Origin of the sequence: Brevundimonas bullata (assembly GCF_014207965.1) — a bacterium.
Taxonomy (GTDB): Bacteria; Pseudomonadota; Alphaproteobacteria; order Caulobacterales; family Caulobacteraceae; genus Brevundimonas; species Brevundimonas bullata_A.
Genome location: NZ_JACHLM010000002.1, coordinates 191,470 through 210,861, shown reverse-complemented (window position 1 = coordinate 210,861; position 19,392 = coordinate 191,470). Strand labels below are relative to the sequence as shown.

The 19,392-nt window shown below is 66.6% G+C and carries 21 protein-coding genes and 1 pseudogene; 6 read left to right on the top strand and 16 right to left on the bottom strand.

Going from position 1 to position 19,392, the window contains the following annotated elements; all coding sequences use genetic code 11:
* Nucleotides 1–20: 20 nt before the first annotated feature.
* Nucleotides 21–1,748, top strand: a complete 1,728-nt coding sequence (locus HNP51_RS05450) for a cytochrome c biogenesis protein DipZ (protein ID WP_184267957.1) — start codon at nucleotides 21–23, stop codon at nucleotides 1,746–1,748.
* Here HNP51_RS05450 and recO read toward each other — a convergent pair.
* Genes recO through HNP51_RS18480 form a run of 3 tightly spaced genes read right to left on the bottom strand, consistent with a single transcriptional unit; the run spans nucleotide 1,745 to nucleotide 2,954 of the window.
* The gene (gene recO / locus HNP51_RS05445) at nucleotides 1,745–2,476 is read right to left on the bottom strand and encodes a DNA repair protein RecO (RefSeq protein ID WP_184267955.1); all 732 of its coding nucleotides are present in this window, start codon (nucleotides 2,474–2,476) and stop codon (nucleotides 1,745–1,747) included. The two genes, HNP51_RS05450 and recO, sit on opposite strands and share 4 nt — an antisense overlap.
* Nucleotides 2,476–2,673 (bottom strand): nuclear transport factor 2 family protein, encoded by a 198-nt coding sequence (locus tag HNP51_RS18485; RefSeq protein ID WP_311769904.1) that lies wholly within the window; start codon nucleotides 2,671–2,673, stop codon nucleotides 2,476–2,478. The genes recO and HNP51_RS18485 overlap by 1 nt, the downstream gene beginning before the upstream one ends.
* The gene (locus tag HNP51_RS18480) at nucleotides 2,673–2,954 is read right to left on the bottom strand and encodes a nuclear transport factor 2 family protein (RefSeq protein WP_260398343.1); all 282 of its coding nucleotides are present in this window, start codon (nucleotides 2,952–2,954) and stop codon (nucleotides 2,673–2,675) included. The genes HNP51_RS18485 and HNP51_RS18480 overlap by 1 nt, the downstream gene beginning before the upstream one ends.
* Nucleotides 2,955–3,262: 308 nt before the next feature.
* Here HNP51_RS18480 and HNP51_RS05435 point away from each other — a divergent pair, with 308 nt between their 5' ends.
* From HNP51_RS05435 to HNP51_RS05425, 3 genes and pseudogenes are all read left to right on the top strand, one after another.
* Complete coding sequence (locus HNP51_RS05435) at nucleotides 3,263–3,703, top strand: VOC family protein (protein WP_184267953.1); 441 nt, start codon at nucleotides 3,263–3,265, stop codon at nucleotides 3,701–3,703.
* A gap of 155 nt (nucleotides 3,704–3,858) precedes the next feature.
* Nucleotides 3,859–5,329: pseudogene (locus tag HNP51_RS05430) on the top strand (acetyl-CoA hydrolase/transferase family protein).
* A 123-nt stretch (nucleotides 5,330–5,452) separates the two neighbouring features.
* Nucleotides 5,453–6,394 carry an MBL fold metallo-hydrolase gene (locus HNP51_RS05425; RefSeq protein ID WP_184267951.1) on the top strand — a complete coding sequence of 314 codons (942 nt, stop codon included), beginning with the start codon at nucleotides 5,453–5,455 and terminating at the stop codon, nucleotides 6,392–6,394.
* On the opposite strand, the gene HNP51_RS05420 is transcribed toward HNP51_RS05425, so the two are convergent.
* From HNP51_RS05420 to folK, 12 genes are all read right to left on the bottom strand, one after another.
* Nucleotides 6,391–7,632: a serine hydrolase gene (locus HNP51_RS05420; RefSeq protein WP_184267949.1), complete on the bottom strand. Its 1,242-nt coding sequence runs from the start codon at nucleotides 7,630–7,632 to the stop codon at nucleotides 6,391–6,393. The two genes, HNP51_RS05425 and HNP51_RS05420, sit on opposite strands and share 4 nt — an antisense overlap.
* A gap of 18 nt (nucleotides 7,633–7,650) precedes the next feature.
* A complete protein-coding gene (gene era, locus HNP51_RS05415; RefSeq protein ID WP_184267947.1) occupies nucleotides 7,651–8,604 on the bottom strand; it encodes a GTPase Era in 954 nt (317 codons plus the stop codon).
* Complete coding sequence (gene rnc / locus HNP51_RS05410; RefSeq protein ID WP_184267944.1) at nucleotides 8,601–9,314, bottom strand: ribonuclease III; 714 nt, start codon at nucleotides 9,312–9,314, stop codon at nucleotides 8,601–8,603. The genes era and rnc overlap by 4 nt, the downstream gene beginning before the upstream one ends.
* Complete coding sequence (gene lepB / locus HNP51_RS05405; RefSeq protein ID WP_184267942.1) at nucleotides 9,314–10,240, bottom strand: signal peptidase I; 927 nt, start codon at nucleotides 10,238–10,240, stop codon at nucleotides 9,314–9,316. Before lepB ends, rnc begins: the two co-directional genes overlap by 1 nt.
* Before the next feature lie 57 nt (nucleotides 10,241–10,297).
* The gene (acpS, locus tag HNP51_RS05400; protein ID WP_184267940.1) at nucleotides 10,298–10,699 is read right to left on the bottom strand and encodes a holo-ACP synthase; all 402 of its coding nucleotides are present in this window, start codon (nucleotides 10,697–10,699) and stop codon (nucleotides 10,298–10,300) included.
* On the bottom strand, nucleotides 10,696–11,454 hold the full coding sequence (locus HNP51_RS05395) for a pyridoxine 5'-phosphate synthase (protein ID WP_184267938.1): 759 nt from the start codon (nucleotides 11,452–11,454) through the stop codon (nucleotides 10,696–10,698). The genes acpS and HNP51_RS05395 overlap by 4 nt, the downstream gene beginning before the upstream one ends.
* Nucleotides 11,455–11,469: 15 nt before the next feature.
* Entirely contained in the window at nucleotides 11,470–12,054 is a 585-nt protein-coding gene (gene pyrE / locus HNP51_RS05390; protein WP_184267936.1) for an orotate phosphoribosyltransferase, read from the bottom strand.
* Between the two features lie 47 nt (nucleotides 12,055–12,101).
* Entirely contained in the window at nucleotides 12,102–12,881 is a 780-nt protein-coding gene (locus tag HNP51_RS05385) for a TIGR00730 family Rossman fold protein (RefSeq protein ID WP_178827798.1), read from the bottom strand.
* 30 nt (nucleotides 12,882–12,911) lie between these two features.
* Nucleotides 12,912–15,065, bottom strand: coding sequence for a bifunctional (p)ppGpp synthetase/guanosine-3',5'-bis(diphosphate) 3'-pyrophosphohydrolase (locus HNP51_RS05380; protein WP_184267934.1), 2,154 nt, complete (start codon nucleotides 15,063–15,065; stop codon nucleotides 12,912–12,914).
* Nucleotides 15,066–15,262: 197 nt separating this feature from the next.
* Complete coding sequence (gene rpoZ, locus HNP51_RS05375; protein ID WP_184267932.1) at nucleotides 15,263–15,622, bottom strand: DNA-directed RNA polymerase subunit omega; 360 nt, start codon at nucleotides 15,620–15,622, stop codon at nucleotides 15,263–15,265.
* Nucleotides 15,623–15,715: 93 nt separating this feature from the next.
* Nucleotides 15,716–16,141, bottom strand: coding sequence for a cupin domain-containing protein (locus tag HNP51_RS05370; RefSeq protein WP_184267930.1), 426 nt, complete (start codon nucleotides 16,139–16,141; stop codon nucleotides 15,716–15,718).
* A 53-nt stretch (nucleotides 16,142–16,194) separates the two neighbouring features.
* Nucleotides 16,195–16,734: a 2-amino-4-hydroxy-6-hydroxymethyldihydropteridine diphosphokinase gene (gene folK / locus HNP51_RS05365; protein ID WP_260398342.1), complete on the bottom strand. Its 540-nt coding sequence runs from the start codon at nucleotides 16,732–16,734 to the stop codon at nucleotides 16,195–16,197.
* Between the two features lie 30 nt (nucleotides 16,735–16,764).
* Here folK and HNP51_RS05360 point away from each other — a divergent pair, with 30 nt between their 5' ends.
* Together HNP51_RS05360 and HNP51_RS05355 are read left to right on the top strand one after the other, a co-directional pair.
* Nucleotides 16,765–17,346, top strand: coding sequence for an NYN domain-containing protein (locus HNP51_RS05360; RefSeq protein WP_184267928.1), 582 nt, complete (start codon nucleotides 16,765–16,767; stop codon nucleotides 17,344–17,346).
* A complete protein-coding gene (locus HNP51_RS05355) occupies nucleotides 17,343–17,987 on the top strand; it encodes a uracil-DNA glycosylase (protein ID WP_184267926.1) in 645 nt (214 codons plus the stop codon). Before HNP51_RS05360 ends, HNP51_RS05355 begins: the two co-directional genes overlap by 4 nt.
* A 1-nt stretch (nucleotide 17,988) precedes the next feature.
* On the opposite strand, the gene HNP51_RS05350 is transcribed toward HNP51_RS05355, so the two are convergent.
* Nucleotides 17,989–19,206: an N-acetylmuramoyl-L-alanine amidase gene (locus HNP51_RS05350; RefSeq protein WP_184267924.1), complete on the bottom strand. Its 1,218-nt coding sequence runs from the start codon at nucleotides 19,204–19,206 to the stop codon at nucleotides 17,989–17,991.
* Nucleotides 19,207–19,392 lie beyond the last annotated feature (186 nt).

Genomic DNA, 19,392 nt, shown 5'->3' with positions numbered 1-19,392 from the left:
GAGCCCCGAGGACTGACACGATGCTCCTGATCCTGCTGTCCTATCTGGCCGGGGCGCTGACCATTCTCAGCCCCTGCATCCTGCCGGTCCTGCCCTTTGTTTTCGCACGCGCGGGCCAGCCTTTCATGAAAAGCGGCCTGCCCCTGTTGCTCGGCATGGCCCTGACCTTTGCGGGCGTAGCGACGCTGGCGGCGGTCGGCGGCGGCTGGGCGGTGCAGGCCAATCAGGTCGGGCGCTGGATCGCCCTGGCGGTGATGGCGGTGCTGGGATTGACCCTGATCATGCCCTCGCTGGCGGACCGGCTGACCAGACCCTTAGTGGCGCTCGGCTCGCGCCTGACCGAGAAGGCCAGCGCGGAGCAGCAATCCGGCGGCGGCGTCTGGCCTTCCTTCCTGCTGGGCGTGGCCACCGGTCTGCTGTGGGCGCCCTGCGCGGGCCCGATCCTGGGCCTGATCCTGACGGGCGCCGCGCTGCAAGGGGCCAGCGTCGGCACGACCCTTTTGCTGGCCGCCTACGCCGCCGGGGCCGCCACCTCCCTGGCCATGGCCCTGCTGATCGGCGGCAAGGTCTTCCAGACGATGAAGCGGTCGCTCGGCGTCGGCGAATGGCTGCGAAAAGGTCTGGGCGTTCTGGTCCTGATCGGCGTCGCGGCCATTGCGCTTGGCCTCGACACCGGCCTGCTGACCCGCCTGTCCAGCGGCGGCACCAACCGCATCGAGCAGAGCCTGCTCAGCCGCTTCGGCGCCGCCCAGCCCATGAACGCCGCCCGCGCCCCGCTGAACGCCCTGCCTGTCGAAGGCGCCATGCCGCCGCTGACCGGCGCGACCGAGTGGATCAACAGCCCGCCCCTGACCACCGAACAGCTGCGTGGCAAGGTGGTGCTGGTCGATTTCTGGACCTACTCCTGCATCAACTGCGTGCGGACCATCCCCTATGTCCGCGCCTGGGCCGAGAAATACCGTGATCAGGGCCTGGTGGTGATCGGCGTCCACACGCCCGAGTTCGCCTTCGAGAAGTCGCCCGCCAATGTCCGCGACGCCGTGCGCCGGTTTGGCGTCACCTATCCCGTGGCCATGGACAATGACTTCGCCATCTGGCGCGCCTTCGACAACCGCTACTGGCCGGCCCACTACTTCATCGATGCCAAGGGAAACATCCGCTACCACCACTTCGGCGAGGGCGACTACGAGCACTCGGAGCGGGTCATCCAGCAACTGCTGAAGGAGGCCGGCGCCGCCAATGTTGATCAGGCCGTGGTCCAGGTCCGTGCCCAAGGGGCCGAGGCCGCCGCCACCGCCGAGGTCGCCTCCCCCGAAACCTACGTCGGCTACGCCCGCGCCAAGCACTTCGTCTCGCCCGGCGGCTTCGGCTTCGACGAGCGCAAGACCTATGCGGCCGCGCCCCTGAAACTGAACGACTGGAGCCTGTCCGGCGACTGGATCGTGCGCTCCGAACACGCCGACCTTCAGGGCACGGGCGGACGCCTGGCCTTCCGCTTCAAGGCCCGCGACCTGCATCTGGTCATGGGACCCAGCAGCATGGGCCAGCCCGTGCGCTTCCGCATCCGCATCGATGGTCAGGCGCCGGGCGCCGACGCCGGCGTGGACATCGACGCGCAGGGTCTGGGCCAGATCGACAGCCAGCGCCTGTATCAACTGGTGCGTCAGTCGGGCGGCGCGCGCGAACGCACCTTCGAGATCGAGTTCCTCGACCCCGGGGTTCAGGTCTTCGCCTTCACCTTCGGCTAGAGCCGCCCGGCCTCGGCCAGCCGCTCGATCATCCACACCCGCGCGGGCGGCAGCGGCTTGTTCAGGGCGTGGAAGACGAACTGCTCCAGGAAATGCCCGGTCAGGTCCAGCCCGGCCTTCACGTCGCCTTCGCTCAAGCCCGCCTGCGCCCCCAGCATGAAGGGCGGCAGGTTCAGCAGCTTATCGGCATAGGGCGCGCCCGCCTCGCGGCTGACGGCGCGTCCCGTGCGCGGGCTGACATAGATCAGGTCGTCCATCGACCCGGTGGCGGCGCAGCGCGACAGGTCGAGGCCAAAGCCCAGGTCTTCCAGCAGCCCTGCCTCGAACCGCACGAAAATGGCGGGCCAGACTTCGGGCAAAGCAAATGCCCCCATCATGGCCTCGAAAGCCAGAAAGGCCCCCGGATGCGGTTCACGCTCCGGCAGAGCCCCTTGCGCCACCGCCGCCGCAGCGTTCAGCCCGACCAGGGCCAGGGGATCGTCGAACAGGGCCGCCGGCCCCTCGCCCACCGGCTCCAGCCGCGCCGACCCCAGCTGGTCCGAGGTCCGCGACCGCAAATCCGCCACCACCCGCGCCCCCGCCTGCAAGAAGGGCCGCATCTTCCTCGACGCCCCGCCCGCGACATAGGCCGCGCGACGGCCGTGCCGCTCGGTCAGCAGTTCGACCACCGCCCCCGTATCCCCATGCGCCCGCGCCGACAGGACAAAGGCGTCGTCCTGAACCTCCATCAGTCGGCCTTGATCGCATCAACGACAGCGCGCGCCCTGTCGTTCGGCACGGCGAAGCTGAGGACATATTGCTCGATCTTCCAGCCATCCTCGGTCAGACGCAGCACGCCCGAGCCACGCGTGGTGCCATAGGCGTCATTGTCCAGCACCTCGTCGAACCATGCGACACAGCGGCAGTCTATGGGCGCGATCGTCACTACCGCGCCGACGGACGATAGGTCCAGCCCTTGCCTTGCGAGAAGTAGGGCATGGCATAGGCCCTGAACTCCGGCAGGGTCCACCGCTCGGTCGCGTCCGTGCCGATGAAGCGGCCGTCCGCCGTAAAGCTCGCGAAATAGGCCTCGCCGTCAGCGGCTGAGGCCGCAGCGTGCATGGCGTCCAGCGTGCGTTCGGCGGGAGCGGTTTCAGCTTCGGCGGCAGGCGCGGCCTGAACCGGAGCGGCCGACAGGTGGAGCATCATCAGGGCGGCGGTGATCATGCAGATGTTCTAGTCCTGTTCTATCGCAGACAAAAGCGGCGGCTTCCGATCCCTTGCGATATGGCTACAGTCTGGGCGCACTCACCCCAAATCCGCTCATCCCGGCGAAGGCCGGGATCCAGATTGTAAGGCACGTCGCCCATTCTGGATGGAGTAGCCCCCGCCCTTTGGAAACAGCCGTTCCGTCATATGATCTGGATACCGGCCTTCGCCGGGATGAGCGGAGAAAAGTCTCCCTCCCTGAGAGAAAGGAAACGACGGCCGCCCCGCGCGTTCAGACCTCCAACCCGACAGCCCGGAGTGGTCCCATGAAGATCGTCACCAGTCTCAGCTTCCAGGGCCAGTGCCGCGAGGCGCTGGACTTCTACGCCCGCGTTCTGGGCGGCAAGGTCACCGCCGCCTTCCCCTTTGGCGACGGCCCGCCCGACATGCCTGTCGATCCCAAGTACAAGGACTGGCTGATGCACGGATGGCTGGAGGTCGGAGATCAAGCCATCATGGGGTCCGACATGCCGCCCGAATTCGCGCCGAACATCGACAAGCCCAAGAACGGCTTCGACGTCTCCTATCACACAGACGACCTCGCCAAGGCGCGGCAGGTCTTCGACGCCCTGTCCGAAGGCGGCAAGGTGTCGATGCCCTTCTCCGAAACCTTCTGGTCGCCCGGTTTCGGCAGTCTGACGGATAAGTTCGGCATCCCCTGGATGATCAACACCAACCCGGCGGCGGACTGGAAGCCCGGCGGCTGACGCCTTTGTGATCACGGACTGTTACGACCAAAGCCGTATTGGAATCAGGGTGATGCGGCGCCTATGTCCGCTCCGTCCCCCCGCGCCCTCACTGGGCCGCAGCCGTCAGGTTTCCGATGTCCCGCGTCCGCAACGCCGCCCTGCAGTCGAAGATCATGTCCGCCCAGGACGCCGCCGCCCTGATCCCGGCCAACTCGACCGTGGGCATGAGCGGCTTCACCGGCTCGGGCTATCCCCAGGGTCGTGCCCATGGCCCTGGCCGAGCGGATCGAGGCCGAGCACGCGGCGGGCAATCCCTTCAAGCTGAAGGTCTGGACCGGCGCCTCGACCGGGCCCGAGCTGGACGGCGCCCTGGCCAAGGCCGACGGCATCGAGTTCCGCCTGCCCTACAACTCCGACCCCATCGCCCGCGAGAAGATCAACAAGGGCGAGATGGAATACCTGGACATGCACCTGTCGCAGGTGGCGCCGGTCGCCTGGCAAGGCTTCCTCGGCCCGCTGGAGACCGCGGTGGTCGAGGTCTCCGGCATCCGCGAGGACGGCTCGCTGATCCCCTCGTCGTCGATCGGCAACAACAAGACCTGGCTGGACCGCGCCGACCGCATCATCCTGGAGGTCAACAGCTGGCAGAACCCGGCGCTGGAGGGGATGCACGACATCTACTACGGCACGGCCCTGCCGCCCGCCCGCGTGCCGATCCCGCTGACCAAGCCGACGGACCTGATCGGCGAGACGGTGTTCCGCGTCGATCCGTCCAAGATCGCCGCCATCGTCGAGACCGACAGTCCCGACCGCAACCTGCCCTTCGCCGCGCCCGACGCCAGCGCCACGGCCATCGCCGGGCATCTGATCGAGTTCCTGCAGCACGAGGTGAAGCTGGGCCGTCTGCCCGCCCATCTGCTGCCGCTGCAATCAGGCGTCGGCAATGTCGCCAACGCCGTGCTGGCGGGCCTTCAGAACAGCCCGTTCGAGAACCTGACCGCCTATACCGAAGTGCTGCAGGACGGGATGCTGGACCTGCTGGACTCCGGCAAGCTGACCGTCGCCTCGGCCACCGCCTTCTCGCTCAGCCCCGAGGCCGCCGCCGACCTGAATAGCCGCATGGAGCAGTTCCGCGGCAAGATCATCCTGCGTCCGCAGGAGATCTCGAACCACCCGGAGATCATCCGCCGCCTGGGCTGCATCGCCATGAACGGCCTGATCGAGGCCGACATCTACGGCAACGTCAACTCGACCCACGTCATGGGGTCGCGCATCCAGAACGGCATCGGCGGCTCCGGCGACTTCGCCCGCAACGCCTACATCTCCTGCTTCGTCACGCCGTCGACGGCTAAGGGCGGCAAGATTTCCGCCATCGTCCCCATGGCCAGCCACGTCGATCACATCACCCAGGACGTGCAGGTCATCGTCACCGAACAGGGCCTGGCCGACCTGCGCGGCCTGTCGCCCAAGCAGCGCGCCCAGGTCATCATCGCCAACTGCGCCCACCCCGACTATCGCGACGCGCTGAAGGACTACTACGCCCGCGCGCTGAAGGGCTCCTACGGCCTGCAATCGCCCCACCTGCTGACCGAGGCCCTGTCCTGGCACCAGCGCTTCATCGAAACCGGCTCGATGAAGCCCTAAGCTTCGCCTTGCCCCTCGCCGCATGACGCGTATCGTCGCTCTCCAAACGGAGGGCGGGCATGCGGCGGGGATCATCGAAACGGCGGTTGAGCCACGCCGCGCTTGCCTTTGGGGGGCTGGCGCTTGCAGGACTGGTCGCCGCCTTCACCCTGCGCCCCTCGGCTGAAGCCTATCCGTCGCTCGCAGTCCCGGGCCGAGCCCGCCAAACCGGGCCAACTGACCGTCCGCTTCCTCGGAACCTCGACCCTGACCTTCGACGACGGCCGGGATGTCGTCATGATCGACGGCTACCTCAGCCGCCCCGGCGTCGTCGCCCTGCTTACCCAGCCCCTGCGCCCGGATCAGGCCGCCATCGCCCGGCATCTGAAGCACGCCGACATCCGCCGCATCTCGGCCCTCTATGTCGCCCACACCCATTTCGACCATGCTCTGGACTCGGCCAGTCTGGCCAAGGCCTACGGCGCGGCCCTGCACGGCAGCGACACGATGGCGGTCATCGCCGCAGCCGAGGGCGTCACGGCCCCCGTGCATCCCATGACGTCAGGCCAGCCCTCGACGGTCGGCGCATTTCGGGTCACGCCCTTCCGCACGCCCCACTCGCCCGGCGACGTCGCTGCGGGCGCCACGGCGGCGGCTTTCCGCATCCCCGCCCGCGCCCGCACCTACCCCGAGGGCGGCGCCCATTCCTTCCTGATCCAGCATGGAACGTGCCGCATCCTGATCGTGCCCAGCGCCGGCCATCCGGGAGACGCCTTCCACGGGCTGCGCGCCGATGTGGTCATGCTGGGCGTGGGCCACCTGTCACGGCAAGGCCCTGAGGCCGTCGCCGCCTACTGGCGCGACACCGTGGCGGCGACCGGCGCGCGGCTGGTCGTCCCGATCCACTGGGACGACTTTTCGCGTTCGCTGGATGAGCCGCTGAAGCCCTTCCCCTATGCGATTGATCGCTTCGATCAGACGATGAAGCAGCTGGCCGCGCTGGCCGGAGATCGGATCGCCCTGCGCCTGCCCCGCGCCTTCGTGCCCATGGACTGGTCAGGCCTGCCCGCCGGGGGCTGCGCCTAGCGGTTCAAGCCCGTCGGGAAGGGGCGGCCCAGAGCCTCGGCCATGGCCTGCTGGCTCAGCATGAAGACTAGGTCGCGCTGGTGGTAGTTGTTCGACAGAACCACCACGGTCACGTCGGCCTCGGGCTGATAGAGGACCAGGTTGCGGAACCCGGCCCAGCTGCCCGTGTGATAGATTTGCTTGTCGTCAAAGGCGGGCTTCACCTGCTCGCCCAGACTGTTGACGTAGATGCCGTAGCCATAGGCCCGGTGCGCCCGGCCTCGCTCCTTGGGCGTACCCTCGGGCGCGTGGTCCGCGATCATCTGGGCGTAGGAGGCGTCGCTGAGGACGTGGCCCTTATGCAGGGCCTGGTTCCACACCAGCATGTCGTCCAGCGTCGAATACAGGGCGCCGGCGCCATAGACGACGCTCACGTTGGCGATGGGCTGGGCCGCCAGACCGCCGGGGAAGTTGGCGTAGCCCATGGCCAGACCTTGCGCGTCAGCGTGAGCGTCCGACCCCGTGTCCTTCAGGCCCAGGGGCTTCAGGATGGCGTCGTTCAGATAGATCTCGAACGGCTTGCCGCTGGCCTTAGCGACGATCTCGGCGGCCAGATTATAGGCGGCGTTGTCATAGCGGATCTTGGTGCCCGGCTCGAACTGCAGACCATAGCGGGCCGAGGTCTCGGTCAGCTCCTTCGGCGTGCGCGGCGTGACGCGGATGCGTCCCCACTCGGACTGGGCCATCAGGTCGGGAATGCCCGAGGTGTGCGACAACAGGTGGTGGATGCGCAGCGGCTTCCACGCATCCGGGCAGGTCTCGATCCATTGGCAGACGGGGTCGTTGACCGACAGCCTGCCCTCGTCCTGAAGCTTCAGGATGGCGGCGGCGGTGAACTGCTTGGACACCGAGGCCAGGCGGAATCGGGTGTCCAGCTTCAGCGGTTGATCGTTTTCGTAGTTCGCCTTGCCATAGACCTGCCGGAACAGGACCTGATCTCCCTTGGCCACCAGTATGGCGCCCATGAACTGCTTGCGCTCTCCCAGATAGTCCAGCCGCGCCTTCAGTTGCGGCAGGGCCTCGACCACCTCGACCGGCGGCCGCTCGGGCAGCCGGACCTTGGTCGCCGTCGCCGCTTGGGTCTCCGGCGCAATGGCGTGCACGATCCAGGCGCCGGCGCCGGCGCAAACCAGGGCGACCGCGGCCAGGGATCCGAGGAACCAGGGCCGCCCGCCAGCGGACTTGGGAACTACAAACACGATACTAAACCACGTTTTTTAGACGTCGAAATCCAACCCGAACTGGGCGTAAAGGGCGCGGCTGTCCTGCCATTTGGGGTCGACCTTGACGGTCAGGAACAGATGGACGGGGCGGTCGAGCAGCTCGATCAGTTCCTCGCGCGACTTCTGACCGATCCATTTCAGGGTCTGGCCGCCCTTGCCCAGAACGATAGGACGTTGGCTTTCGCGCTCGACATAGATGGTCTGCTCGATGCGGGCCGAACCGTCGGCCTTTTCCTCGAACGAGGTCGTCTCGACAGCCGCCGAATAGGGCAGTTCCTCGTGAACGCGCAGATAGACCTTCTCGCGGGTGATCTCGGCGGCCAGAACGCGCACCGGCACGTCGGCGGACTGATCTTCCGGGTAGAGCCACGGACCGGCGGGCATGGAACGCGCCAGACGCTTTTTCAGGTCGTCCACGCCGTCGCCGCTGAGGGCCGAGATCATATAGACCTCTTCATAGACGCCGGTTTCAAACAGGCGCTGCGACAAGGCCAGCAAGGTGTCGCGACGCATGCCGTCGATCTTGTTCAGGCCCAGAAGGACCTTGGTCCCCGTCGCCTTCAGATTGGCGATGATGGTCTCGGTGTCCTCGGCGGACTTGCGGTCGGCGGGAGTGCCGTCACGACCTTCCGACGCGATATGCGAAGGCGCGTCGATCAGGTGCAGCACCACGTCGGCGTCCTGCGCCCCGCCCCAGGCCGAGGCGACCATGGCGCGGTCCAGACGACGGCGCGGCGTGAAGATGCCGGGCGTGTCCACCAGAACGATCTGGGCGTCACCCTCGATGGCGATGCCGCGCACGGGGAAGCGCGTGGTCTGGACCTTCTGGGTCACGATCGAGACCTTGGAGCCCGTCAGGCGGTTCACCAGCGTCGACTTGCCGGCGTTGGGCGCGCCAATGATGGCGGCGAAGCCCGCGCGCTGGTTCGGGTTGAGGGTCTCGGTCAAATTACGCCTTCTCGTTTCAACAACGCCGTGGCTGCGGCTTTTTCCGCTTCCTGACGTGAACGTCCTGTTTGTTTCTCGGGGTCGAAACCGACCACCGTCGCTTCGACCACGAAGGTCGGAGCATGATCTGATCCGGTACGTTCCACCACCCGATAGGTCGGCAGCGGACGCCCTTGGGCTTGGGCCCACTCCTGCAGAGCGGACTTGGGATTGCTCAGGGCCGCAGCCGGGGGAGACGCAAACTCCTCGGCCCAGGCGATATCGAACATGGCCTTGGCCGCCGTCAGGCCCCCGTCGCGATAGACGGCCGCCAGAATAGCCTCGACAGCATCGGCGATGACTCCGGCCTTTCTGCGGCCGCCCGACTTGGTCTCGCCCGCCGACAGGCGCAGCGCCGCGCCGACGCCCAGCCGCTCGCCGACGCGGGCGCAGGCGCTCTTGTCCACCAGGGCGTGCAGTCGCGCCGACAGTTGCCCCTCGTCCGCCGAGGGGAAGTCCCGCGTCAGGCGGTCGGCGACCAACAGACCCAGCACCCGATCGCCCAGGAACTCAAGCCGCTCATTGTCGGCGATGGTGCGACCGTCAACCTGTCCCCCGCCCTCACCCACGCTGGCGTGGGTCAGGGCGCGTTCCAGCAAGGTCGGATCGGCGAAATCATGGCCCAGCCGACGCCGGAGCGCGGCGACGGCCTCGGCCCGTACGTTCGCCATCAGTCGAGGATCTTGAAGAACCGGCTGGGACGCAGGTTGGCGAACCAGCTGACCGGATTGAACAGCGACGCGCCCGGCGACCAGGAGAACATGATGATCTCGGCCTTGCCGACCAGGTTCTCGGCAGGGACCATGCCCACGCCCGAGGACATCTCGACGCGGCTGTCGATCGAATTGTCGCGGTTGTCGCCCATCATGAAGAAGTGGCCGGCCGGCACCTCATAGACCGGGGTGTCGTCCAGATCGCCGCCGGGACCAAAGTCCTGGATCATGAAGCTCTTGTCGTTGGGCAGGGTCTCGCGCAGTTGCGTCACTGGACGCGGGCCGAACATGTCAGCCATCTCGGCGCGGCTGACGATAACGTCCTTCACCGGGGCGCCGTTGATGTACAGCTTGTTGGCGATCATCTGCACCTTGTCGCCCGGCAGGCCGATCACGCGCTTGATGTAGTCGGTCTTGTTGTCGCGCGGCAGCTTGAACACCACGATGTCCCCGCGCGTCGGGTCCTTGCCCAGGATGCGGCCGTCGAACAGCGGCGGGCTGAACGGGATCGAGTGCTTGGAGTAGCCATAGGACCATTTCGACACGACGATGTAGTCGCCCTCATAGAGGTTGGGCTCCATCGAGGCCGAGGGGATGGTGAAGGGCTGGAACAGCAGCACCCGCAGCACGAAGGCGATCAGCAGTGCGAAGACGACGGTCTTGATGATCTCGACCGTCTCGTTGGTCTCGGACTTCTCTTTTTTCACACGTTTGGCTTTCTTGGGACGCGGCGTGGCGTAGATCGGCTTGTCGCTGTCGAGGGCTTCGGGATCGTCGCCCATGTCGAAGGGGGCGTCGCCGTCGTCGCTCCAGATCGGGCGCTGCTCGGTGGGGTCTATGGCAGGATTGCCGGCGCCGCCGTTCGCCTTGGGGTCGTCGCTCATGGTCTGCTCGAATCCCCCGCCGAACGCGGGGTTTGAAGCTTGAGGCGTAAAGGCTGATTACGCCACGGGCAAGGCTTCGATGACCACGAAAGCGAGAGCATAAGGGTGTTCGTCGCTGAGGGTCAGGTGGATGCGCGGCTCATGCCCCGGCGGGATCAGCCGGGCCAGGTGCTCGGCGGCATGTCCGGTCAGGGCCAGGGTCGGCTGCCCCGACTTCAGGTTCACCACACCCATGTCGCGCCAATAGACGTCGGCGCGCATCCCTGTGCCCAAGGCCTTGGCGCAGGCCTCCTTGGCCGCGAACCGCTTGGCGTAGCTCCAGGCCGGGTCCGGCTTGCGATCCGAACGGGTGCGCTCGATCTCGGTGAAGACGCGGTTCTTGAACCGGTCGCCAAATCGATTCAGCGACGCCTCGATCCGCCGGATGTCCGACATATCGGCGCCGATGCCGATGATCACCGACTCGCTCCCGCCACCGCCTCGTCCATCGCCGTCCGCATCCGGCGGATGGCGGCGTCCAGACCGACGAAGACCGCTTCGCCGATCAGGAAGTGGCCGATGTTCAGCTCCTTGATCTCGGGAATGGCCAGAACCACGCTGGCCGTGGCGTAGTCCAGACCGTGCCCGGCATGGACCTCCAGCCCCAGAATATCCGCCTGGGCGGCGGCGGCGGCCAGACGGTCCAGCTCGAAGGCGCGTTCCGCCGGATCGGTCAGATGGCAATAGCGGCCGGTGTGGAACTCGACCACCTGGGCGCCCACGGCGGCGGCGGCCTCGACCTGGGCTTCGGACGGCTCGATGAACAGGCTGACGCGAATCCCCGCGTCCGACAAAGCCTTCACCACGGGGGCGATGCGGGCCTCATGACCGGCGACGGCCAGACCGCCCTCGGTCGTGACCTCCTCGCGCCGTTCCGGCACCAGACAGGCGGCGTGCGGACGGTGACGCAGGGCGATGGCCAGCATTTCTTCCGTCACCGCCATCTCGAAGTTCAGCGGCTTGCCCGCGCGGCGGCACAGGGCCGTCAGCACGTCGATGTCGGCGTCCGTGATGTGACGGCGATCCTCGCGCAGGTGGGCGGTGATGCCGTCCGCTCCCGCCGCCAGCGCCGCCTCGGCCGCGCGGGCCGGATCGGGATGAGCGCCGCCGCGCGCGTTACGAACCGTGGCGACGTGGTCGATGTTGACGCCCAGACGAACCCGCTCGCGCTTCATCCCGTTCTCTTTCTCTTACTTCGACAGCCGACGGCTGCCCGGGTCCTCGACCGGCAAGGCGGCCAGTTCAGGCGGCAAGGCGTCGGCCGGATAGGCCGGCACGTCCAGCGTCGCCAGGGCGATCAAAGGCACGGCCACGTCGGCGCGACCGCCCGAGCGGTCGACGATGCAGGCGGCGGCGACGACTTCGCCCCCCGCCTTCTGGATGGCGGCGATGCATTCGCGCGACGACAGACCGGTCGTGACGATGTCCTCGACCATAACGACCTTCTCGCCCGGCTCGACGGTGAAGCCGCGGCGCAGCTTGAACTCGCCGCCTTCGCGCTCGACGTAGAGCGAGCGCACGTTCAGGTGGCGCGCCGTCTCATAGCCGGGAATGATGCCGCCGACGGCGGGCGAGATGGCCACGTCGACCGGTCCGACTGTGGCGACGATCTTGTCGGCCAGAGCCTTGCACAGGCGCTCGCAGCGGCGCGTGTCCATGAAGACCAGGTTCTTCTGCAGGAAGACCGGGCTGTGCAGGCCGGACGACAGGACAAAATGGCCTTCGCGCAGGGCGCCGGCGTCGCGGAATTCGTTGAGGACGTCTTCAGTGTTCATGGAAGGCTCCCTTAGACCCTGCATCCCCGCCCCTCAAGCCGAGCGACCTACTTGATGTCGCAGTTTGGCTTCAGCCCGCCTTCCAGCAGCTTGGCCCACACCGTCTCGGCGTCGTCCGCGAAGGCGAACAGTTCCATGTCCGAGGCCTTGACCATGCCGTGCTCGATCAGGGTGTCGAAGTTGATGACCGAGCGCCAATAGGCCTCGTCGAACAGGACAATGGGAATCGGCGGCGCCTTGTCGGTCTGACGCAGGGTCAGGATTTCGAACAACTCATCCAGCGTGCCGAACCCGCCGGGGAAGACCACCAGACCATTGGCGCGCATGGCCAGATGCATCTTGCGCATGGCGAAGTAGTGGAACTGGAAGGTCAGCTCCGGCGTCGACCAGGGGTTCGGGACCTGCTCGTGCGGCAGGGTGACGTTGAAGCCGATGGACGGCGCCCCGGCTTCGTGCGCGCCCTGGTTAGCCGCTTGCATGATGCCCGGGCCGCCGCCCGTGGCGATGACATTGTCGCGCACCTCGCCCGGCGAGCCGCGGAAGGCCCCGCCCCGCTCCGAGGCGATGCGGCCGAACTGTCGCGCCTGTTCGTACCAGTGAGCGTGACGCCCATCGCCGTTGACGCCGACGCGAGCGCTACCGAACACCACGATGGTCGAGCGCACGCCCCAGGCCTTCAGCGCCTCCTCGGCCTTTTCGTACTCCATCAGGAAGCGCACGCCGCGCATCGATTCGCCGAGCAGAAAATCCCGATCCAGGGCGGCTAGACGATAGGAGGGCGACGCCAGTTGAGCGGCGTTGGCGAGTGCTTGTTGTTCGGGAGACATTTCGGCCTTCAAAATCAGACGCGCAGGCGATCAGCCGCGCGCGCGGTCCACGGTATCGACGGACGGATTGGCGCGCAGCGCCGCGATGATCATGGTCGCGTGGCGCGCGTCCTCGACCTCCACGTCGATGTCGACGTCGAAGAAGTCCTGCTGACGGTGGGCCATAGACAGGTTCAGGATGTTGCCGCCAGCCTCGCCGATGATGGTGGCCACCTGCCCCAGCACGCCGGGCGCGTTGCGGATGGTGGCGCGCAAACGAGCCGCCGCCACCGCGTCCTGCTCGGCCTGCGGCGTCCATTGCAGGTCCTGCCAGACGCTGTCGTCGTCGGCGAAGTCCGCCAAGGTCTGACAGTCGATGGTGTGGACCGTCAGCCCCTTGTCAGGTTCCAGAATGCCGACGATGCGGTCGCCCGGCACCGGGCTGCAACAGGCGCCGAAGTGGATGCTGACGCCGGGCGTCAGGCCGCTGCCGCGCACGAACAGGCGCGCCTGCTCATTGCCGATCCGCTTGCGTTCCGGCCCGGCTTTCAACTGCCCCTTCAGCGCGGGGAAGATGGTTTCGGCGATCTTGGTCGCGGCCAAACGGCCCCGGCCGATGGCGTCGAACAGATCCTCTTCCGTGGCGATGGCGAAGGTCTTCAGCGTCTCGGTCAGCTTGACGTCCGCCAGCGACTTGCCCGCCCGCTCCAGGGTCTGCTCCAGCGTGGCCTTGCCCAGACGCACGAACTCGTCGCGCTCGGACGTGCGGATATGGCGGCGGATGGCCGAGCGGGCGCGGCCCGTGACGGTCAGGCTGCGCCAGTCGGTCGGCACCTCGCGCTTGGTTCCGCGAATGATCTCGACCACGTCCCCGTTTTGCAGCGCCGTACGCATCGGCTTCAGTTCGCCGTTGATCTTGACGCCCACCGCCGTGTCGCCGACCTCGGTGTGGACCGCATAGGCGAAGTCCAGCGCCATGCCGCCGCGCGGCAAAGTGATCAGCGCCCCCTTCGGCGTGAAGACGAAGACCTGATCCAGGTACATTTCGAGCTTGGCGTGCTCGACCCAGTCCTCGCCGCCCTCGCCGTGTTCGATGACCTGAACCAGATGGCGCAGGTTCAGCAGCGGATCGCGTCCGCCGTCGGCCTCCATCGCCTCGCGGTCGAAGCCATAGGAGTGGTTCTTGTAGGCCCAGTGCGCCGCGACGCCGTCCTCGGCCACGCGGTCCATGATCTCGGTGCGGATCTGCATCTCGATGCGCAGCCCCCCCGGACCGACGACCGTGGTGTGCAGCGAGCGATAGTTGTTCGACTTGGGCGTCGAGATGAAGTCCTTGAACCGCTCCGGCACCATGGGCCAGGCGCGGTGGATGACGCCCAAGGCGCGGTAACAGTCGTCTTCGGCCTCGACGATGACGCGGAAGCCATAGATGTCCGACAGGGACGAGAAGCCCACCGACTTGCGCTGCAGCTTACGCCAGATCGAATAGGGCGTTTTCTCTCGGCCCTTTACGTGGGCTGTAATGCCGGCCTCGCTGAGAACCGTTTCGATCTCACGCGATACGCCCTCGATGGCGCGGCCATGCTCCAGCTTCAGCGCCTCAAGACGCCGCTGGATGGCGACCCGAGCCGTGGCGTTCAGATGCTCGAACGCCAGCTCTTCCAGTTCCGACGCGATGGAGTGGATGCCGATGGAGCGGCCCAGCGGGGCATAGACTTCCAGCGTCTCGCGGCTGATGCGCTCGCGCTTCTCCGGCTTGACGTACTGGAGCGTGCGCATGTTGTGCAGACGGTCGGCCAGCTTGACCAGCAGGACGCGCACGTCCTTGGAAATCGCCAGAATGAACTTGCGCAGGTTCTCGGCCTGACGCGTGTGCTCTGCCTGAAGCTCCAGCCGCGACAGCTTGGTCACGCCCTCGACCAGGACGGCGACCTCCTCGCCGAACATGGCGGCGATGTCGTCGCGCGTGGCCGAGGTGTCCTCGACCACGTCGTGCAGCAGGGCCGTGACGATGGTCGCCGTATCCAGCTTGTAGTCGGTCAGGATGCCCGCGACCTGGATCGGATGCGCGAAATAGGGATCGCCCGAGGCCCGCAACTGCGAGCCATGCATCTTCATCGCATAGACATAGGCGCGATTCAGCTGCGCCTCGTCTGCGGTCGGGTCATAGGCCTTGACCGCCTCGATCAGTTCGAACTGGCGCATGATCGGGGCGCGTTTGGCTTCGGACGCTTGGGACACAGACTGGGAAGACTCGAACTCGGAGGGGGCTTCAGACGACAACGGCGCCGCCCCGGTAGGGAGCGACGCCGTCTGGTCTATCTGATTCGCGACTTGGTCCGACGACGGGTCCGCGAGGGATCGCGCCGGAAGAATAATTACGCCGTTGACAGGCTCAGCCGTCAGTAGCGTTCCTCCTGGCCGCCGTCCCGATCGCTTTGCAGCGCGCGGATCAGTTCGGCCTCGGCCATGTTCATGTGCTGCGGCTCAGCCAGCAGCGCCACGATCTCGGCTTCGTCCTCGGCTTCGGTGCGCTCATCGACGCGTTGCAGCGTGGTGATGATGTTCTCGCGCAGTTCTTCCGGCACGACGGTGTCGTCGGCGATTTCGCGCAGAGCCACGACGGGGTTCTTGTCGTTGTCGCGATCAACCGTCAGCGCTGCGCCATTGGCGATGTTGCGGGCGCGGTGGCCGGCCAGCAGAACCAGACCAAAGCGGTTCGGCACCTTCTCGATGCAGTCTTCGACAGTGACGCGGGCCATGAAATTCCTCTGGCGGCAGGGAGAACCGCACAAAATATAGGGTTAGGCGTGATTGTGCAACGCCGCGAAGGCTGGAATGCGGCGCGAAACGCCTCAGTTCTTCCTTTGGGCCAGCGGATAGCTGATGATCAGCACCAGGTCCACCTCTCCCGTTTGACGAATGCCGACGACATTGCCGTCGAAGAGATAGGCCGCATCGCCCGCCCGCACCGGCGTGGTCACCCCGTCCGACGTCACCTCGCCCTCCCCGCTGACCACATAATAGACTTCGTCGTGGGCGATCGGGTGCAGGCCGATAGCCGCGCCTGGATGCATGACCCGTTTGCGAAACTCCATCGCCCGGTTCGGCACGCCGTCCGAGATTCGATAGGCGGTGCTCATGCCCTCGCCGTTATGTGGCGGAACCTGACGCACCATGGTCGAGGCCTCGCGGATCACCACTCCCGTCCCCGCAGGCGGCGAGGCCGGCGCCGGAGACGTTTGAACCAGAGCGATTACGGCCAAGGCGGGCAGGAACATGATCTTGTCTCCCGGTGTCATTCGGACAGACCCTAACGGCCCGCCCAGCGGGGTCAACGGGACAGAGGCCGCGCGTCCGTTGCAACGGTCGCCTGGGCCGCCAGCGTCGCCGCGTCGCCTGCTAAAGTCGGATGCCGCCACTCTGGCGCGATCTCAGCCAGCGGCCCCATGACGAACAACCGCTCGGCCGCGCGCGGATGCGGCAGGATCAGTCCCTCGAGGTCGCCGTTCAGCCGGCCATAGGCGATCAGGTCCAGATCCAGGGTTCGCGGCGCGTTGCGTGCGCTGCGACGACGATCAAACACATCCTCCATGCGGGACAGCTTGCTCATCAAGACGGCGGGATCGTGCGCCGTACGCACAATGACCACGCCATTCAAAAACGGCGGATCAGTCGGATCGGGCCAGGCCTTTGAAGTCCACCACGACGATCGCGCCAGAATATCGACGCCCTCGGCGCGAAAGCGCGCTAGCGCAGCCTCCAGGGCTTGTTCACAAGAAGCCCAGACGCCCTTGTCATTACAGCCCAGCGCGACGATGACTGCGCCGTCCAGATCAAGGTCGCCATCGGGGATTTCGGTCGGGACGCTCATATTCTCGACCATTTCCACGGACTCATATTCATGACTGGCCACACGGGCGACCGCATCGCCTTGTTCATCGACGGCGCCAACCTCTACTCGGCGGCTCGCGCGCTCAACGTCGATCTCGACTTCAGAAAGCTGTCCGACTGGTTCGGCCAGAAGGGTCAGCTGGTGCGCGCCTATTATTACACGGCGATCGTCGAGGGCGAAGAGTTCTCGCCCGTCCGCCCGCTGGTCGACTGGCTCGATTACAACGGCTTCACCGTGACGACCAAGCCCGCCAAACGCTTCACCGACGCCCAGGGCCACAGCCGCACCAAGGGCAATATGGACATCGAGATCGCGGTCGACATGTTGGAGCTGGCCCCGCGGCTGGACCACATCTTCCTGTTCTCGGGCGACGGCGACTTCCGCCGACTGGTCGAGGCCATTCAAGCCAAGGGCGTCCGCGTGACCGTTGTTTCGACCACCCGCTGCCAGCCACCCCAGATCGCCGACGAACTGCGTCGTCAGGCTGACGCCTTCATCGACCTGTCCGATGTCATGACCCATTTCAGCAAACCCAAGACCGCCATGAACCAGGGCGTCGCCCGCACCCTGGACCGGAGCGACCGCACGTGAGCCGCCTCCTGAACCCTGAACCGACGCGCGACTGCCCCCTGTGCCCGCGCCTGGTCGCCTATCGTCAGGAGAACATCCGCCAGAACCCGGACTGGTGGAACGGTCCCGCCCCCTCCTTCGGCGATCCCAACGCCCGCCTCTTGATCGCAGGCTTGGCGCCCGGCCGTATGGGGGCCAACCGCACCGGCCGCCCCTTCACCGGCGACCACGCCGGCTGGCTGCTGTTCGACACCCTGAGGAAGACCGGCTTCGCGCAAGGCAGCTATGATCCCGACGGTCACGACGACCTGACGCTGGTGGATTGCATGATCACCAACGCCGTGCGCTGCGCCCCGCCGCAGAACAAGCCGACCGGCGACGAGGAAAACACCTGCCGCCCCTTCCTGATTGACCGTCTGGCCGCCCTGCCCCGGCTGAAGGTGATCGTGACGCTAGGCGACGTGTCGCGACGCAGCATCCTGCGAACCCTGGGCTATCCCGGCACAGCCATCCCCGCCGGCCACGGCGTCGAGGGCAAGGCCGGCGCCTATACCATCATCAACAGCTATCACTGCTCGCGACTGAACACGAATACGGGCCGTCTAACGCCGGAAATGTTCGAGGAGATATTCCACCGCGCCAAGGCGGCGCTGAAGGAATAGGTCAGCCGCCGCCGGCGACCTCGCCGGCCACCATCACCGGCGCCGAGGGCTCGCGGAAGTAGCGGTCGATACCCTCGGCGACCGAGCGCATGAGGCGGCGACGGGCGCGTTCGTCGGTCAGGACGCGCTCGTCCTCGGGATTGGTGATGAAGCCCATCTCCAGCAGAATGGCCGGAACGTCTGGCGCCAGCAGGACGGCCAGGCCGGCGTCGCGGTGGCTGCGGCGCAACAGCGGATGGTTGTCGCCTTCCAGGTGGGTCAGCAGCACGCGCGCGAACTGGGCCGAGCGGTTCTGGGTGGCGCGCTGGGTCATGTCCAGAAGGATACGGTCGACCGAGGGGTCACGCCCCGGAAGGCGCAGGTCGCGCTGCCAATCCTCGCCACGCGTATACTCACGCACAGCTCGACCCGCGCCCTGCTCCGACAGGGTATAGACGCTGGCCCCGCGCAGGGCCGGATCGGTCCCGGCGTCGGCGTGCAGAGAAATAAAGAGATCAGCCCCCGCGTCGCGCGCGATCTGCACCCGACGACCGTGAATGACATAGACGTCGCTGTCGCGCGTCAGACGTACGCGATAGCGGCCGGTGCGCTCGATTGCTGCTTTCAGTTCGCGCGCAGCGGCCAGGGTGACGGCCTTTTCCTGCATGTGCTGGCCTTGCGCACCTGGATCGCGACCGCCGTGACCGGCGTCGATGACGATCAGCGGCTTTTCCTTGCGGGCCTGCTCGCGACGCGGCGGCGTGCTGGCGGCGACAGCGGCGGCAGCGCCCGTGGCCTTCAGGTCGATGACGTAGCGATAGTTCTGAACCCCGTCGCCAGGCGGCAGCAGGAAGCGGCGCTCGATCTCGGCGCCGCGCGCCAAATCCAGACGAACGCGTGACGACGTGCCCGCAGACGTCACCTCATAGCCGCGCACCAGCCCCGAGCCATTGCCGTCCAGGCCTCGGCCTGGCGCCACGTCCGACAGGGCCACGACGACGCGACCGGTCGTGCCGTCCTCGATCACCTGTCCGCGCGTGGTCTTGCCCAGGTCCAGCACGACCCGCGTGCGCTGGGCGTCGCCGCCGAAACGGATTCCCGAAATTTGCCCGTCCGGCCCAAAGGCCAGCCCCCGCCCAGCCGTCAACACAACGGCGCAAATCACGACGAAGGCCAGGCCCGTCATCGCCCATTCGCGCACGCCCCAACGGGACAGATTGTTACGCCACCGGCCATACATGGACGGACTTCACCCTTCTGGTTCAGGGCCGAGCATGGGCCTACGTGCTAAGGATTTCGTTAACTCATGTAACGGCGGCGGTTCTTTTATTTTCCACAAGTTAGGCCTATGGTGTGATCCGTTCGCGAACGATCGCGCCCTCTGCATGGTTTTGCAGGGCGGGCGCGCCCTCCTCGCAACGCTGAC

Bases quoted from the DNA above. Each gene is read 5' to 3' on its own strand.
- HNP51_RS05450 (WP_184267957.1), top strand. From the start codon at position 21: ATGCTCCTGATCCTGCTGTCCTATCTGGCCGGGGCGCTGACCATTCTC.
- recO (WP_184267955.1), bottom strand. From the start codon at position 2,476: ATGGAGGTTCAGGACGACGCCTTTGTCCTGTCGGCGCGGGCGCATGGG.
- HNP51_RS18480 (WP_260398343.1), bottom strand. From the start codon at position 2,954: ATGATCACCGCCGCCCTGATGATGCTCCACCTGTCGGCCGCTCCGGTT.
- HNP51_RS05435 (WP_184267953.1), top strand. From the start codon at position 3,263: ATGAAGATCGTCACCAGTCTCAGCTTCCAGGGCCAGTGCCGCGAGGCG.
- rnc (WP_184267944.1), bottom strand. From the start codon at position 9,314: ATGGCGAACGTACGGGCCGAGGCCGTCGCCGCGCTCCGGCGTCGGCTG.
- lepB (WP_184267942.1), bottom strand. From the start codon at position 10,240: ATGAGCGACGACCCCAAGGCGAACGGCGGCGCCGGCAATCCTGCCATA.
- HNP51_RS05395 (WP_184267938.1), bottom strand. From the start codon at position 11,454: ATGAAGCGCGAGCGGGTTCGTCTGGGCGTCAACATCGACCACGTCGCC.
- pyrE (WP_184267936.1), bottom strand. From the start codon at position 12,054: ATGAACACTGAAGACGTCCTCAACGAATTCCGCGACGCCGGCGCCCTG.
- HNP51_RS05385 (WP_178827798.1), bottom strand. From the start codon at position 12,881: ATGTCTCCCGAACAACAAGCACTCGCCAACGCCGCTCAACTGGCGTCG.
- HNP51_RS05380 (WP_184267934.1), bottom strand. From the start codon at position 15,065: ATGCGCCAGTTCGAACTGATCGAGGCGGTCAAGGCCTATGACCCGACC.
- rpoZ (WP_184267932.1), bottom strand. From the start codon at position 15,622: ATGGCCCGCGTCACTGTCGAAGACTGCATCGAGAAGGTGCCGAACCGC.
- HNP51_RS05370 (WP_184267930.1), bottom strand. From the start codon at position 16,141: ATGTTCCTGCCCGCCTTGGCCGTAATCGCTCTGGTTCAAACGTCTCCG.
- folK (WP_260398342.1), bottom strand. From the start codon at position 16,734: ATGAGCGTCCCGACCGAAATCCCCGATGGCGACCTTGATCTGGACGGC.
- HNP51_RS05360 (WP_184267928.1), top strand. From the start codon at position 16,765: ATGACTGGCCACACGGGCGACCGCATCGCCTTGTTCATCGACGGCGCC.
- HNP51_RS05350 (WP_184267924.1), bottom strand. From the start codon at position 19,206: ATGTATGGCCGGTGGCGTAACAATCTGTCCCGTTGGGGCGTGCGCGAA.